Raw genomic sequence first — 15,521 nt, forward strand, 5'->3', positions numbered from 1 at the left:
GGCGCGGACCGGGGTCCCTCGTCGTGCTGCAGGGGTCGTGGCCCCGGGTGTCCGGCCTACAGCTTCGTGAAGGCCTGTTCGAGGTCGGCAATCAGGTCAGCGACGTCCTCGATGCCGCAGGAGAGCCGGAGCAGGTTCTCCGGGACGGCCAGCTCGGTGCCCTTCACCGAAGCGTGGGTCATCTCCGAGGGGTAGTTCATCAGCGACTCGATGCCACCAAGGGATTCGGCCAACGTGAAGACCCGCGTGGATTCGGCGATGGTGCGGGCCGCCGCCTCCCCACCGGTGAACTGGACGGAGACCATGCCGCCGAAGCGCTTCATCTGGCGCTTCGCCAAGTCGTGTCCGGGGTGGTCCGGCAGGCCCGGGTAGAGGACCTTCTCGACCTCGGGGCGCTGCTGCAGCCATTCGGCCACCTGCTGCGCGTTCTCCGAGTGCCGGTCCATGCGCACGCCGAGGGTCTTGAGCCCGCGGGTGGTCAGGAACGCGTCCATGGGTCCATTGACGGCGCCGGCGGCGAACTGCAGGAACCCGATCTTCTCGGCCAGTTCGGCGTCCTTGACGATGACTGCGCCGCCGACCACGTCGGAGTGCCCGCCAATGTACTTGGTGGTGGAGTGCACCACGATGTCGGCGCCCAGATCCAACGGCTGCTGGAGGTAGGGGGTGGCGAAGGTGTTGTCCACGACCAGGAGGGCCCCGGCGTCGTGCGTTGCCTGGGCCACCGCTGCGATGTCGGTGATCTTCATCATCGGGTTCGAGGGGGTCTCCAGCCAGACCAGACGCGTCTGCTGCGCGGCGATCGTGGCGGCGAGGGCCTGCGGATCGGCCATGTCCACCGGGGTGTTGCCGATGCCCCAGTCGCCGAAGATCCGCGAGATGAGGCGGTAGGTGCCGCCGTAGGCGTCGTTGCCGAGCACGATGTGGTCGCCCGGGCGCATCAGGGCGCGGATCAGCGAGTCCTCGGCGGCCAGGCCGGAGGCGAAGGTGAAGGCGTGGGTGCCGTTCTCCACCGCTGCGAGCTGTTCCTGCAGCGAGTCGCGGGTGGGGTTGGTGCCGCGGCCGTACTCGTAGCCGTTGCGCAGCCCGCCGATCCCGTCCTGGGCGTAGGTGGTGGAGAAGTGCACGGGCGGCACGACGGCGCCGGTGTTCGGTTCGAAGGCCTGTCCTGCATGGATGGCGCGGGTGTTGAAGCCGCTGTCCGGGGTGCTCATGGGGGGTCTCCCTTTCGCTCGGTGGTGGTGCGTCAGTGGGTGAGGTGGTTCAGCAGGTCGTGGCGGGTCAGCACGCCGACGGGGCCGCCGTCGCGGGTGACCAGCAGGGCCTCGGCGTCCTGCAGCCGGGTGCGGGCCGCGGCGATGGATTCCTGGGCGCCGATCAACGGCAGGGGCGCGCCCACATGCCCTTCGACGGCTTGGGTGAGTTCGGCGTCCCCGGCGAAGAGGCGTGCCGCCAGGGTGCGTTCGTCGATGGAGCCGACGACCTCGCCCAGCCGGACCGGTGGCTCGGCGGAGAGGACCGGGAGCGCCGAGACGCCGTATTCGTTCATGATGTCGATGACATCGCGCACGGTGTCCCCCGGGTGGGTGTGGATCAGGTCCGGCAGCCCACCGGATTTGGCGGCCAGCACGTCGGCGACGGTGGCCTCGTCGCCCTCGGCGATGAAGCCGTAGGACCGCATCCAGCTGTCGTTGAAGATCTTGCCCAGGTAGCCCCGGCCGCCATCGGGCAGGATGACCACGACGACGTCGTCCTCGTCCAGGTCCTGCGCGGCGCGCAGTGCGGCGACCACCGCCATGCCGGAGGAACCTCCGACGAGCAGGCCCTCCTCGCGGGCGAGCCGGCGGGTCATGGCGAACGATTCGGCGTCCGTGACCGCGATGACCTCATCGGGGACCGCCGGGTCGTAGTTGCCCGGCCACATGTCCTCGCCGACCCCCTCGACGAAGTAGGGGCGCCCGGTGCCACCGGAGTAGACGGAACCGTCGGGGTCGGCGCCGATGACCTTGACCGGCCCGGAAGCGCGGTCCGCCGAGACCTCCTTGAGGTAGCGTCCGGTGCCCGTGATGGTGCCGCCGGTGCCGGCACCGATGACCACATGGGTCAGTTTTCCGTCGGTGTCGTTCCAGATCTCGGGGCCGGTGGACTCGTAGTGGCTGTCCGGTGCCGCGGGGTTGTTGAACTGGTCGGGCTTGTAGGCTCCGGGGATCTCGCGGACCAGCCGGTCGGAGACCCCGTAGTAGGACTCGGGGGAATCGGGGGCGACCGAGGTGGCGGTGACGACGACCTCGGCACCGTAGGCGCGCAGCACATCGCGTTTTTCCTCGCCGACCTTGTCCGGGGTGACGAAGATCGTCTGGTAGCCCTTGGCCTGGGCCACCAGGGCCAGGCCCACTCCGGTGTTGCCGGACGTCGGTTCCACGACGGTGCCTCCGGGCTGCAGATCGCCGGCCTTCTCCGCCTCCTCGATCATCTTCAGCGCGATGCGGTCCTTGATGGACCCTCCGGGGTTCAGGTACTCGAGCTTCACCAGGATGGTGGCGCGGACGCCCTCGGTGACCTTCGTGAGCCTGACCAGCGGGGTGTTGCCGATGAGTTCAAGGACGGATTCAGCGTATTTCATGGGGTCGACTCTACCGCCGCCGAGCGCGCCGAACCCGGTCGGACGCAACCGGAAGTCATCCTCGGGCACCCGCGGGCAGAAGCGGTGGGCGCGGTGGCAGGTGCGCGGTGTCGGTGCCAGGTGGGATCATCGGGGGATGACCTCCTCCCCGCGCAACGCACCCCTGGCGGGCGCGGATCTGCTGCGGCCCACCGGGCCCGTGGACGCGCCGGACGCCCAGGCGCAATGGGCCGCTCCGCGAGGCTTCGACCTGCGGGCGACGTTGGGCGTGCTGCAGCGCGGAACCCACGACCCGTGCACGCGCGTCGGTGCCGACCGGGCCTGGCTGTGTTTCGCCGCCGACGGGGGCCCGGCCACCCTGCTGGCCACGCTCACCCCGGTGGCCGCCTCCCTCGCCGGGGGCCCGGAAGCTGCCGGGCCCACGGTGCACGTGCGGGCGTGGGGTCCCGGTGCCGCGTCGGCGATCGCCTCCGCCCCCGCGCTGTTGGGCGCCCGTGACGACTGGACCGGGTTCGATTCCGGCCCGCGGGAGTCGCTGCCCGCCTGGATCTCCGAGGCACGACGGCGGAATCCGGGTCTCCGGCTGCCCTCCACCGGGAGGGTCTTCGACGCGCTGGTCCCGGTCATCCTGGAGCAGAAGGTCACCACCATCGAGGCCCGCCACGCCTGGCGGTACCTGGCGTCGCGGTTCGGTGAACCGGCCCCGGGGCCGGCACCGGCGCGGATGTCCATCGCCCCGGGGCCGCACCAGTTGCGGCGGATCGGCGGCTGGGACTGGCATGCAGCACGCGTGGATGACTCCCGTCGTCGTACCGTGTTGCGTGCCGCGGAGGCCGCCTCCGGGATCAACCGGCTCGGCGCGCTGGCCCGGGAGCAGGATCCGGGCCGCAAGCTGCAGTCGATCCCGGGCATCGGCCCGTGGACCGCTGCCGAAACCCTGCAGCGCACGCACGGCCACCCGGATGCCGTCTCCGTCGGGGACTTCCATCTGGCCGCCTACATCGGCCACGCCCTCACCGGTCGGGCGACCGATGACGCCGGGATGCTCGAGCTGCTGGCCCCCTATGCCGGGCACCGCCAGCGGGTGGTGCGGCTCATCGGGCTGACCGGGTTCCGCAAACCCTCGTTCGGCCCGCGGCTGGCTCCCCTGGACCACCGCGGCCGGTGACCCGCCGGTTCAGTGGCCGGTGACGAGCCGCACTGCCTCCTCGCGCATCTCCACCTTGCGGACCTTCCCGGAAATGGTCATGGGGAAGCTGCTGCGGATCTGGACATGGCGGGGGATCTTGTAGTGGGCGATCCGACCGACGCAGAATTCCCGCACCGTTTCCAGCGTCATCTCGGCGGCGCCGTCGTTGAGGATGATGCAGGCCATGATCTCCTCCCCGTACTTCTCGTCGGGGACACCGATGACCTGCACGTCCTGGATGTCGGGGTGGCGGTAGAGGAACTCCTCGATCTCCCGCGGCGAGACGTTCTCCCCGCCGCGGATGATCAGGTCCTTGATCCGCCCCTCGACCCTGACGTAGCCATCCTGGTCCATGGAGGCCAGGTCCCCGGTGTGCATCCAGCCGTCGGCGTCGATGGCCGCGGCGGTCTTCTCCGGTTCGTTCCAGTACCCCTTCATGACGGCGTACCCGCGCGTGCACAGCTCCCCGATCTCCCCGCGGGCCACGATGGTCCCGTCCCCCGGGTCCACGACCTTGGATTCGAGTTGCGGCATGGTGCGCCCCACCGTCTGGGTGCGGCGGTCCAGCGAGTCGTCGGTCCGGGTCATGGTGGAGACGGGCGAGGTTTCGGTCATGCCGTAGCAGATCGCCACTTCGCCCATGTTCATCTCGGCGATCACCCGTTCCATGACCTCCACGGGGCAGGTGGATCCGGCCATCACCCCGGTACGCAGCGTGGAGAGGTCGTAGTCCGCGAAATCGGGCAGGGCCAGCTCGGCGATGAACATCGTCGGCACCCCGTACAGGCTCGTCCCCCGGTATTCCTGCACCGCCTGCAGGGCCTCGGCCGGTTTGAAGGAGCGCCCGGGGAGAATGGTGGCCGCCCCATGCGAGAGCGCCGCCAGGTTGCCGATGACCATGCCGAAGCAGTGGAAGAACGGCACGGGCAGCACCACCCGGTCCCGTTCGGTATAGGAGAGCATCTCGGCGATGTGGAAGCCGTTGTTCAGGATGTTGTGGTGGCTCAGCGTGGCGCCCTTGGGGAAGCCGGTGGTGCCGGAGGTGTATTGCAGGTTGATGGCGTCGTGGGTATCCAGGGACGCCAGGACCTCCTCCAGCCGGGATGCCGGGACGCCAGCCGCCTGGCCGAGCAGGGAGTCCCAGTCGAATTCGCGGACCTGCCCCTGCGCCGCAGGGACCTGGCTTGCGGTCTCGACAGCGGGGGCCGGCAAATGGATCAGCTCGCGCAGCTCGTTGTCCTGGGCGGCGACGGTGCGCGCCATGCCCGTGAAGTCACTCTGCGCATCCGAGGGTGCCACGGCCAGTGCCCGCATCCCGCACTGTGCGGCCACGAAGGAGAGCTCCTCGAGGCGGTAGGCCGGGTTCACGTTGACCAAGATGATCCCCGCCTTGGCGGTGGCGTACTGCAGGATCGTCCACTCGGCGCAGTTGGGGCTCCAGATCCCCATCCGGTCACCGGGTGCCACACCGACGCCGATCAGGGCCCGGGCGACCTCATCCGTGATGCTGTCCAGTTCCGCATAGGTCCACCTCCGGCCGGTCGCCGCCTCGATCAGTGCCTCGCTGTCCGGGAAGCGGGCCGCCGTGGCCCGGAAGTTCGCGCCGATGGTCTCCGTCAGGACGCCGGGGTCATTGCCCCCGTGCGTATAGGACTCGACAGTGGCCACGTCGTCTACTGGGGACATCAACTGCACCTCTCACGGCTCGGGGACTCGTATGTGATCCACAACATACCAGCCGCAGGGCCGCCGCTGCTCCCGGCTGGGAGTCCCCTCGCCCCGGCTACTGGCCGGTGGACTGCTCCGCGAGCTGGGCGTGGACTTCCTGCATGTCGATCCCCTTCACGGCCTCGATCAGGTCGTCGAACTGTGCGGCGCCGATGGCCCCCGGCTGGGAAAAGACCAGCACGCGGTCCCGGAAGGCCATCAGGGTCGGGATGGAAGTGATCCCCGCAGCGGCGGCCAGGCCCTGCTCCGCCTCGGTGTCCACCTTGGCGAAGGCGATGTCGGCATGCTTGTCGGCAGCCTGGGCGTACACGGGGGCGAACTGCTTGCAGGGCCCGCACCAGGATGCCCAGAAGTCAACGAAGACGATGTCGTTGCCCTCGATGGTCTGCTGGAACTGGTCTTCGGTGATGTCGATGGTAGCCATGCCTCCACGGTAACCGCCCGATCCGCTTCATGTCTCCTGTCGGCTGCCCCCAGGGGCAGTTGTCCACAGCCCTCGGGAGCCCCTGTCGCGCCCCCGCGGGATCGGCCTAGGCTCGGCACACGCACCTTCGGCACCGATGAGGAGGACCAACATGCCGCGCTGCACCTTGTTGTTCGTGATCGAGGGCGAGCTCCTGCGGGAGTCGATCCGGATGAGCCTTGACCTGGCCGACGCCTACCAGCGCCTGTTGCCGAACGTGATGGAGGTGTCGGCCTCCGAACTCTTTGCCGTGGGCGAGGCCCCGCGCATCCAACGGCGCATGCGGTTGCCGCGCCCGTTGGACGATGCCTCGTCCGCCGCCACCAGTGCCGGCCAGATCCAGGCGATCTGGACGGGTGCTGGATGGCGCACCCCCGGCGATTGCCCGGACGCTCCCCCGGATTCGAACGGGGCCACCGCGTGGCAGTGGGCCCATTACGACGCCGTCATGAATGCCTCGCGCGGGGCGCACCTGATCCTGTGGGATGTCTATGTCCGCCAGGTCGGCAATGAATTGGCAGCCTGAATCGCCGAGCGGACACGCAAAAACCCCGGACCGTGGGGTCCGGGGTTCTTGTTGGTCCTGGCCGGGACCGGGTGTGGCAGATACTGGATTCGAACCAGTGAAGGCAATGCCAGCTGATTTACAGTCAGCCCCCTTTGGCCGCTCGGGTAATCTGCCGAACGTTCCGCGTGGAACGAGTAGAAACTTTACCGAAGTTTTGGCCAGGAATCGAATCGGCGGTTCGAACGGCCAGGTGGCCCGTGTTGCCGGGCCACCTCACCCGGCCAGACGTGCCCGCATGCCGGGGTGCAGATAGGCTGGTGGACAAACAGCAACCTATCCGAGGAGGACCCGTGGCCAGCGAATCCACGTTCGATGTCGTGAGCAAGGTCGACAGCCAGGAAGTCTCGAATGCCCTGAACCAGGCCCAGAAGGAAATCGCCCAGCGATACGACTTCAAGGGAGTCGGCGCCGAGATCGACTTCAGCGGCGACAACATCCTGATGAAGGCCAACTCGGAGGAGCGCGTCAAAGCGGTCCTGGACATCTTCCAGTCGAAGCTGGTCAAGCGCAAGATCTCGCTGAAGTCCCTGGACGCCGGCGAGCCGTTCGCCTCCGGCAAGGAGTACCGCATCGAGGCCTCCATCAAGGAGGGCATTGCCCAGGACGTGGCGAAGAAGATCAACAAGCTCGTCCGGGACGAGGCTCCCAAGGGCGTGAAGTCCACCATCCAGGGTGACGAGCTGCGCGTTTCCTCCAAGTCACGCGATGACCTGCAGGCGACCATGGAGCTGCTCCGGAAGTTCGACGAAGCAGACCTGCAGTTCGTGAACATGCGCTGATCCGCTGATCCGCTGATCCACCGACGCCAGAACGCCGCGCTCCCCTCGGGGACGCGGCGTTCTGGCGTCGGGCAACGACCCGTCAGCGGCGGCGCTGGGCTCAGCCCTCGAAGAGGGGCTGGCCGAGGTAACCACCGGATGCTGGCAGCCCCGGCGGCACGGCGAACAGGCCGGAGCCGGTGTGCCTGAGGTACTCGGCCAGCAGGTCGTGTTTGGCCATGGCCGTCTGCATGGGGACGTAATGGGTCCGGGGATCGACCACGAAGGCGATGAAGAACAGCCCGGCATCCAGCCGGCCCAACCCATCGGATCCGTCCGTGTAGTTGAAACCCCGGCGCAGCATCTGCACTCCCTTGTTGCGGCTCGGATGGGCCAGCGCGACGTGCGAATCGGCGGGGATCAGCGGCCCCGCGGTGCCCCGCATTGCCAGATCGGGTTCGGTGAATTCACTGCCGCCGGACAGCGGTGCACCATCGCGTTTGGTCCGGCCGATGTCCTGTTCCTGTTCGCGCAACGAGGTGCGGTCCCAGGTCTCGATGTGCATCCGGATCCTGCGGACGACCATGTAGGTCCCGGCGTTCATCCACGCGGCGTTCCCGGTGGCCCCGGAGACCCAGACGTGCTGGGCGAGCACGTCGGAATCCTCGGATTTGATGTTCGCCGTCCCGTCCTTGAAGCCGAACAGGTTGCGCGGGGTGGCCTGGTCCCGGGAGGTCGACGAGGTGCGCCCGAAACCGATCTGACTCCACCTGACCGTGGCCCGCCCAAAGGCGATCCGGGCCAGGTTGCGGATGGCATGGACGGCGACCTGCGGGTCATCGGCGCAGGCCTGCACCACCAGGTCCCCACCGCTGCGGGCCTCCTCCAACGCGTCTGCGGGGAAGTGCGGCAGCTCGATCAGCGCTTCGGGCAGGCGGTCGGCGATCCCGAACCGGCCCTTCCCGTCCCGCGTGAACAGTGTCCTGCCGAAGCCGACGGTGACCGTCAGGTGGCTGGCCGAGAGTCCCAGGGCCTCGCCGGTGTCCTCCGGCGGTGCCTCGTACACCCCGCCCGTTGCGCCGTCGGGTCCTCCCACTGGTTGGCCGGCAGTCATCTGCTCGATGGCCGCCGTCCAGTCCTTCAGCAGCGCGATCAGCGACTCGCGGTCCGGGGCCGTGACGTCGAAGGCCGCGGTGTGCATCCTGTCCTGCGCCGCGGTGTCGATCCCTGCCTGGTGCTCAGCACGGAAGGGCACCACGTCGTTGACCGGTTGCGCTGCGGCGCGGCGGTCCAGGGCCTCTGCCCCAGCAGCCCCTGCGGCGACGCCGACCACACCGCCGATGCCCGCGACGGTGAACAGGGACCTACGGCTCAGCCCCGTGCGCCGTGGAGCCGGCTGCGCGGAGGAGGTTCCGTCGTCGTGCTGTGGATCCATGGTCACTTCACGACGGCGGCAGTCAGCCGGGACAGCGGCTCGGCCAGGGAGTCCACCCCGGCACTGAGTTCGCGGACCTGGGACTTGCTGAGGTCAGTGTAGGAGACGAACCCGTCACCCTTCTTGTACTGGTCCAGCTGGTCCTGCAGCTGGGAGAAGTTCTTCTTCAGGCTGGCGTCGAGGTCCTTGTCGCTCCCCGTCAGCAGCGGGCGGAGGTCCTCATAGGCGATGCGCGCGCCCTCGACGTTGGCCTGGAAGTCCCAGAGGTCGGTGTGTGACCAGATCTCCTCCTCGCCGGTGACCTTGCCGCTGGCGACCTCGTCCAACAGGGCCTTGGCGCCGTTGGCGAGCTTGTCGGCGGAGAACTCGACGGACTTCGTGCGCTGGGTGAGGTCCTCGGTGTTGGCCACCAGCTGGTCGGCCAGGGCGGTGCGCTGCCGGCCGCTGAGCTGCTGGTATCCGCTCTTCGGCGGCCACAGGTCCTTCTCGGCCCGGTGCCAGCCCGTCCACTTCTGCCCGTCTTCGAGGTCGGCTTCGCGGGCGTCGAGGATGGGGTCCAGGTCGCCAAAGGATTCGGCCACGGGTTCGATGCGTTCCCAGTGCATGCGCGTGGAGGCATAGAGGTCCTTCGCCTGCGCCTGGTCCCCCGCCGCGTAGGCCGCAGCGAATTTCCGGGTTCCGGCCAGGAGCTGCTCGGACTGGTCCTTGACGTAGCTGGCGTACTGGGTCGTGGCCGTCTTCTGCAGGGCGGCACGGTCGGCGCTGACGGTTTCGCCGGCTGGCGGGGCGGTCACGGTGAAGGCGGACCGGATGCCGTCGCCGACCATCCCGGGTTTGCAGGAGGTCAGGTACTTGCCTTCGGGGACGGTGGCGACCAGGTCGCGGCTCAGACCGGGGCCGATGTTCTCGACTTCGGCGATGATGCGCAGGCCGTCCTCGGCCAGCAGGTAGAACTCGGTGACCTGGTCGCCGTCGTTCTTCACCGAGAACTTCATGGTCCCGCCCGGTGCGGTGTCGGTGCTGACGGTGCACGCATCGGCGGTGCTGGTGACACTGACGGTTCCGTCGGAAGCGGCGTCGGCGCCGGTGTTGTCGGTGCAGCCGGCCAGGGCCAGCGAGGCCACGGCGAGGGCCGCGACGGCGGTCAGCGGGCGGTATCGGGTCATGGGGGTTCCTCGGGGGTGGATCGGTGCGTGGGTGGGAAGGGGTCAGGCGTTGGCTGCGACACGGATGCCGCGCGCGGGGGTCGCCCGGCTGCGCAGTCCGCGGACGTAGAAGTAGGACACGGGGATGACGTAGGCCGTCCACACGATGGCCTGGAGCCAGGTGGTCGCCGGGGAGAAGTTGAAGACGCCCTTGAGCAGGGTGCCGTACCAGCTCGAGGGCGGGATGGCTGCCGAGACGTCGAAGGCGAGGTGGTTCAGCCCGGGCAGGAAGCGGGCTTCCTGGAGGTCGTGGACACCGTAGGCCAGCACGCCTGCCGCGACGATGATCAGTGCGGCTGCCGTCCAGGTGAAGAAGGCGGAGAGGTTGACCCGGATGGCGCCTCGGTGGATCAGCGCACCCAGGGCGACGGCGATGGCCAGGCCGGCGGCCGCGCCGACGATGGGCTGCCAGGTCTCGCCCGTGGCACGGGCAGCTGCCCAGATGAACAGGGCTGTTTCCAGCCCCTCGCGGCCCACCGACAGGGCGGCGACGACCACGAGCACCCAGGCGCTTCCCTCGGCGGCGGCATCGACCTTGTGGTGCAGGTTGCTGGCCAGGGAGCGGGAGGTGCGGGCCATCCAGAAGATCATCCAGGTCACGAAGCCGACAGCGATGACGGACAACGTGCCGCCGATGGCCTCCTGCGCCTCGAAGGTCAGGCCGCGCGGCCCGAAGGTCAGCAGTGCGCCGAATCCGAGGGAGACGAGCACGGCCACCGCCACGCCCATCATGATGCGCGGAACCAGCTGCTGGCGGCCGGTTTTGCGTAGGTAGGCAAGCAGGAGGACGACGACGAGAACGGCTTCGAGTCCTTCGCGCAGGCCGATCAGGAAATTCGCGATCATGGTGGGCTTCCGTGTGACGGGCGGGTGGAGGCAAGGCTTACCTTGCTTGCTGAGGTTACGCCCGTCTTGCGCAATGGCCAAATGGACGTCGCGTTACGTCACGCAGCATGAAGGCCGGCCCGTGCGCCGGCCCGCCTGCAGGCGGTGGCGGCACGAGCCGGCCTTCTGGACCCCCGCGTGCGGGGATGGGCTGTCTTCCTGGTCCTGTGGTTCCGGTCAGCCCAGGGGCCGGCCGGCCATCTTCTCCAACCGGGCGATGCGATCGTCCATGGGCGGGTGGGTGGAAAAGAGTTTCTTCGCTCCACCCAGGAAGGGGTTGGCGATCATCAGGTGGGAGGTGTTGACCAGGCGCTGTTCCTCGGGAAGCGGCGCCCGCTGGACGCCGGTCTCGAGTTTGCGCAGGGCGGATGCCAGGGCCAGCGGGTCGTTGGTCAGCGTGGCGCCGTCCTCGTCCGCGTCGTATTCGCGGGTCCGGCTGATGGCCATCTGGATCAGCGAGGCAGCAAGCGGCGCCAGCAACGCGGTGGCGATCATGGCCAACGGGTTGGCGTTGCGGCGGTCGCCACCACCGAAGAAGAGCATGAACTGGGCTACGGAGGTCACCACGCCGGCCACCGCGGCGGCCACTGATGAGGTGAGGATGTCGCGGTTGTAGACGTGCATGAGCTCGTGGCCCAGGACTCCCCGGAGTTCGCGTTCATCCAGCAGGTTCAGGATGCCCTCCGTGCAGCAGACTGCCGCGTTTTGCGGGTTGCGTCCGGTGGCGAAGGCGTTCGGTGCGGCGGTGGGAGAGACGTAGAGGCGCGGCATCGGCTGGCCGGCGCTGATGCAGAGCTGGCCGACGATGCGGTACATGGCAGGCTGTTCCTGTTCGGTCACCGGGTAGGCCTGCATGGACCGGATGGCGATCTTGTCGCTGTTCCAGTAGCCGTAGGCCGTCGTGCCGAGGCCGATCAGCGCAAAGATCCAGATGAAGGCCGAGTTGCCGGTTCCGGAGGCGATCAGCGATCCGATGGCCAGCAGCAGGGCGAACATGCCCCCGAGCAGGGCAGCCGTTTTGAGACCGTTGAAATGGTTGTGCACCGGGTTTTGCTCCTTAGTAGTGCTCCGTCCCTCCGCGTTAACGGTGGGTTCCCTGCATAACGACTCGCGCCTTGATGATGTTCCGGATGCGCTCCGGATCACATCGGCGCCAGGATGCCGTTCCGCCGGTTCCCCAAAGTCTAGGGCACCGGATTCCGCGCGTCGTAGCGCAGGAAGCCCGGGGTCAGTCGCATCAGCAGCGTGGCCACCACCACGCAGGCCAGGCCGCCGGCGAGCAGGGTCCATCCCTCGCCGACTCCGCCGGCCAACGTTCCGGAGAACAGTTCGCCCACGCGCGGGCCGCCGGCGACGACGACGATGAACACGCCTTGCAGGCGGCCGCGGAGGTGGTCAGGTGTCGCCGTCTGCAGGATCGTGGTCCGGAAGACGGAACTGACGGCGTCGGAGATTCCGGCGGCCGCCATGCACGCGGCAGCGGCCCAGATCCATCCGGAGGAACTGCCATCTGCGGGGGCCGGTCCCGCCCGGACCGCACCGAGGACGACGGCGCCAAACGCTGCGATGCTGATCCCCCACGCGGCAACTGACCAGTAGACGGCAATCCCCTGGCGCTGGATCGACCCCAGCGGGCCCGAGAACAAGCCCGTCAGGAACGCCCCGAGGGCGGTGGCCCCCAGCAGGATCCCCACGGTGGTTGCCCCGCCACCGATCAACACGGCACCGATGGCGGGCAGCAGGGCACGGGGAGCAGCGAGGATCATGGCCGTCAGGTCGATCAGGAAGGTCATGCGCAGGTTCGGCTGGCCGGCCAGGAAGCCGAAGCCCTCGACCACCGATGTGAAACCCGCCCTCGATACCCCGCCGGTCGGCGGCAGGGAGGGCAGGAGGTAGACGGAGACCACTGCCGCCAAATAGGTCACGACGTCGATGGTGTAGGTCCAGGAGTAGCCCACCTGGGCTACCAGTACCCCGCCCAGCAGGGGGCCGATCATCATCGCGATGCCGAACGTGACCATGTTCAACGAGTTGGCCGCGGGCAACAGCTTGGCACCCAGCAGGGCGGGGATGATGGCACCCCGGGTGGGCTGGTTGATCCCGGTGGCCCCGGAATGCACGGCGATCAGGCCGTAGAGCAGCCACACATTGTCCAGCTGCAACCAGGCCTGGGCGGCGATGGCCGCCGTCACGCACCACAGGACCACGGCCGAACCCAGAGCGACCTTGCGTCGGTCATACGCATCGGCGACCGCCCCACCGTAGAGTCCCGTGACAACCAGCGGCACCAGCGCAAAAAGGCCGAGCAGGCCGACGTGGAAACTCGAGGACGTCAGCTGGTAGACCTCCAAGCTGACGGCGATGAGCGTGAGCTGGCTGCCGACGGCCGACAGCGCATTGCCGAGCCACAGCCTGCGGAAGGCAGGACTGACGCGCAACGGCGTGAGGTCGGCAAGGAGTCTGGGCACCGCATGATTCTAGCCGTGCGCCACCGCTGCCTTCAGAGCCCGGGGGAACCGGTCGTTGACCGTTCAGCCAGCCATGAAGTTAGCGTTCCCTATCTTGACTTCATCAAAATAACGCGTTGAATGGGAGACATGGATTACACGAGGCAATTGCACGACCACGGGCTGCGCGTCACGCGTCAGCGCTTGGGCGTGCTGAGCTTCCTGGAGGCGCATCCGCACTCCTCCGCCGATACTGTGGTGTCCGGGGTGCGCGATGAGTTGCCGGAGATGTCCATGCAATCCGTCTACAACGTGCTCAATGACCTCACGGCGTTGGGGATGCTGCGGCGGTTCACCCCGCCCGGCTCCGCGGCTCTGCACGAGACGCGCGTGGACGACAACCATCACCATGCGGTGTGCATGTCATGCGGCCGGATCGAAGACGTGGAGTGCGCAGTTGGACACGCACCCTGCCTGACACCTTCCGACTCGCACGGCATGAGCATCCAGGTTGCCGACGTGGTCTACCAGGGGGTGTGCGCCACATGCCGTGAGGCGGCGCAGGCCGCCGAGTCCGATGCTTCCCGGGCCCCGGCCCGCGGACGCGTCGCCTGAGATCCACCCAGCCACCGACCCAGCAAATCACCATCCAGAAGGAGACCTTCTTGACTGAGAACTTCACCACCACGCAAAGCGGTGCCCCCGTCGCCAGCGACGCACACTCGCTGACCACCGGCCCCGATGGCATCACCGCGCTGCACGACCGCTACCTGGTCGAGAAGCTCGCCTCGTTCAACCGCGAACGTGTCCCGGAGCGCAACCCCCACGCCAAGGGCGGCGGCGCCTTCGGTGAGTTCACCGTCACCGAAGACGTGTCGAAGTACACCCGGGCCGCAGTGTTCCAGCCCGGCGCCACGTCCGAGACGCTGCTGCGCTTCTCCTCGGTCGCCGGCGAGCAGGGCTCCCCCGACACCTGGCGCGACGTGCGCGGTTTCGCACTGCGTTTCTACACCACCGAGGGCAACTACGACATCGTCGGCAACAACACCCCGGTCTTCTTCATCCGCGATGGCATCAAGTTCCCGGACTTCATCCACTCGCAGAAGCGCCTGGGCGGATCCGCCCTGCGCGACGCCGACATGCAGTGGGACTTCTGGACCCTCTCCCCCGAGTCCGCACACCAGGTCACCTACGTCATGGGCGACCGTGGGCTGCCGACCTCGTGGCGTGAGATGAACGGCTACGGCTCGCACACCTACCAGTGGATCAACGCCGAGGGCGAGCGCTTCTGGGTGCAGTACCACTTCAAGTCCCGCCAGGGCGTGCACAACATGGAGAACGACGAGGCAGAGAAGCTCGCGGGCTCCGACGCCGACTACTACCGTCGCGACCTGTACGAGAACATCGAGGCCGGCAACTTCCCGACCTGGGACGTGTTCGTCCAGGTCATGCCGTACGAGGATGCCAAGACCTACCGTTTCAACCCGTTCGACATCACCAAGGTGTGGCCGCACGCGGATTACCCGTTGATCCCGGTCGGCCACTTCACGCTGAACCGCAACCCGAAGAACTTCTTCGCGGAGATTGAGCAGGCTGCGTTCTCGCCGTCGAACCTGGTCCCGGGCGTGGACATCAGCCCCGACAAGATGCTGATGGCCCGCGTCTTCTCCTACCCGGATGCCCAGCGCAACCGCATCGGCACCAACTACAACCAGTTGCCGGTCAACCAGCCGCACGCCTCCCACGTGACGACGTACATGCACGAGGGCAGCATGCAGTACCACTTCAACGACACCGATGCACGGGTCTACACCCCGAACTCCTACGGTGGACCGGCAGCCGAGCCGGCTCGGGCCGGCGAGGGCAGCTGGGAGACGGACGGCGAGCTGGTCCGCGCCGCGCAGACCCTGCGCAGCGAGGACAGCGACTTCGGCCAGGCCGGAACGCTGTACCGAGAGGTCTTCAGCGCCGAGTCCAAGGAGCGGTTCCACCAGAACCTGCTCGGACAGGCCGGGGGCATCACCCGCGATGACATCCGCGAGCGCTTCTTCCAGTACTGGACGAACGTCGACGAGAACCTCGGTCAGATCCTGCGTGACGGCTACGCCGCCAACGCCCAGGGCACCACCGACGGAGCCTCCGAGATGGCCGGCAAGGCCTAGCCTCCAGCCTGCCGGCTGGCGCCGGTGAAAACGCAGCGGCCCGGCTTCCCCACGAGGG

14 protein-coding genes and 1 tRNA gene are annotated in these 15,521 nt (G+C 68.0%); 5 read left to right on the top strand and 10 right to left on the bottom strand.

Annotation, left to right across the window (positions count from 1 at the left end):
- Window positions 1-56: 56 nt before the first annotated feature.
- Window positions 57-1,214, bottom strand: coding sequence for a cystathionine gamma-synthase (locus tag ABD088_RS03525; protein ID WP_343900104.1), 1,158 nt, complete (start codon window positions 1,212-1,214; stop codon window positions 57-59).
- A 32-nt stretch (window positions 1,215-1,246) separates the two neighbouring features.
- Window positions 1,247-2,623 (bottom strand): cystathionine beta-synthase, encoded by a 1,377-nt coding sequence (locus tag ABD088_RS03530; protein WP_343900105.1) that lies wholly within the window; start codon window positions 2,621-2,623, stop codon window positions 1,247-1,249.
- A gap of 136 nt (window positions 2,624-2,759) precedes the next feature.
- Here ABD088_RS03530 and ABD088_RS03535 point away from each other — a divergent pair, with 136 nt between their 5' ends.
- Entirely contained in the window at window positions 2,760-3,791 is a 1,032-nt protein-coding gene (locus tag ABD088_RS03535) for a DNA-3-methyladenine glycosylase family protein (protein ID WP_343900107.1), read from the top strand.
- A 9-nt stretch (window positions 3,792-3,800) separates the two neighbouring features.
- Here the strand turns inward: ABD088_RS03535 and ABD088_RS03540 are convergent, their stop codons facing one another.
- A complete protein-coding gene (locus tag ABD088_RS03540; protein ID WP_343900108.1) occupies window positions 3,801-5,498 on the bottom strand; it encodes an AMP-binding protein in 1,698 nt (565 codons plus the stop codon).
- Between the two features lie 97 nt (window positions 5,499-5,595).
- Complete coding sequence (locus ABD088_RS03545; RefSeq protein ID WP_343900110.1) at window positions 5,596-5,964, bottom strand: thioredoxin family protein; 369 nt, start codon at window positions 5,962-5,964, stop codon at window positions 5,596-5,598.
- Between the two features lie 151 nt (window positions 5,965-6,115).
- On the opposite strand from ABD088_RS03545, the gene ABD088_RS03550 reads away from it, so the two are divergent.
- Window positions 6,116-6,529 carry a hypothetical protein gene (locus ABD088_RS03550; protein ID WP_343900112.1) on the top strand — a complete coding sequence of 138 codons (414 nt, stop codon included), beginning with the start codon at window positions 6,116-6,118 and terminating at the stop codon, window positions 6,527-6,529.
- Window positions 6,530-6,603: 74 nt separating this feature from the next.
- On the opposite strand, the gene ABD088_RS03555 is transcribed toward ABD088_RS03550, so the two are convergent.
- Window positions 6,604-6,685 (bottom strand) — tRNA-Tyr (locus ABD088_RS03555).
- Window positions 6,686-6,861: 176 nt separating this feature from the next.
- Here ABD088_RS03555 and ABD088_RS03560 point away from each other — a divergent pair.
- Entirely contained in the window at window positions 6,862-7,350 is a 489-nt protein-coding gene (locus ABD088_RS03560) for a YajQ family cyclic di-GMP-binding protein (protein ID WP_343900114.1), read from the top strand.
- Between the two features lie 100 nt (window positions 7,351-7,450).
- Here the strand turns inward: ABD088_RS03560 and efeB are convergent, their stop codons facing one another.
- The 5 genes from efeB to ABD088_RS03585 form a co-directional block, all read right to left on the bottom strand.
- Window positions 7,451-8,764 (bottom strand): iron uptake transporter deferrochelatase/peroxidase subunit, encoded by a 1,314-nt coding sequence (gene efeB, locus ABD088_RS03565; RefSeq protein WP_343900116.1) that lies wholly within the window; start codon window positions 8,762-8,764, stop codon window positions 7,451-7,453.
- A gap of 2 nt (window positions 8,765-8,766) precedes the next feature.
- Window positions 8,767-9,930, bottom strand: coding sequence for an iron uptake system protein EfeO (gene efeO / locus ABD088_RS03570; protein ID WP_343900117.1), 1,164 nt, complete (start codon window positions 9,928-9,930; stop codon window positions 8,767-8,769).
- 42 nt (window positions 9,931-9,972) lie between these two features.
- Window positions 9,973-10,815, bottom strand: a complete 843-nt coding sequence (gene efeU, locus ABD088_RS03575) for an iron uptake transporter permease EfeU (RefSeq protein ID WP_343900118.1) — start codon at window positions 10,813-10,815, stop codon at window positions 9,973-9,975.
- A gap of 216 nt (window positions 10,816-11,031) precedes the next feature.
- The gene (gene htpX / locus ABD088_RS03580; protein WP_343900119.1) at window positions 11,032-11,898 is read right to left on the bottom strand and encodes a zinc metalloprotease HtpX; all 867 of its coding nucleotides are present in this window, start codon (window positions 11,896-11,898) and stop codon (window positions 11,032-11,034) included.
- A gap of 140 nt (window positions 11,899-12,038) precedes the next feature.
- A complete protein-coding gene (locus ABD088_RS03585; protein WP_343900120.1) occupies window positions 12,039-13,322 on the bottom strand; it encodes an MFS transporter in 1,284 nt (427 codons plus the stop codon).
- A 120-nt stretch (window positions 13,323-13,442) separates the two neighbouring features.
- On the opposite strand from ABD088_RS03585, the gene ABD088_RS03590 reads away from it, so the two are divergent.
- Window positions 13,443-13,916: a Fur family transcriptional regulator gene (locus ABD088_RS03590; protein ID WP_343900122.1), complete on the top strand. Its 474-nt coding sequence runs from the start codon at window positions 13,443-13,445 to the stop codon at window positions 13,914-13,916.
- 50 nt (window positions 13,917-13,966) lie between these two features.
- A complete protein-coding gene (locus ABD088_RS03595) occupies window positions 13,967-15,463 on the top strand; it encodes a catalase (RefSeq protein WP_343900123.1) in 1,497 nt (498 codons plus the stop codon).
- Window positions 15,464-15,521 lie beyond the last annotated feature (58 nt).

It is taken from the genome of Arthrobacter rhombi, from assembly GCF_039526245.1.
GTDB classification, from domain to species: domain Bacteria; phylum Actinomycetota; class Actinomycetes; order Actinomycetales; family Micrococcaceae; genus Arthrobacter_H; species Arthrobacter_H rhombi.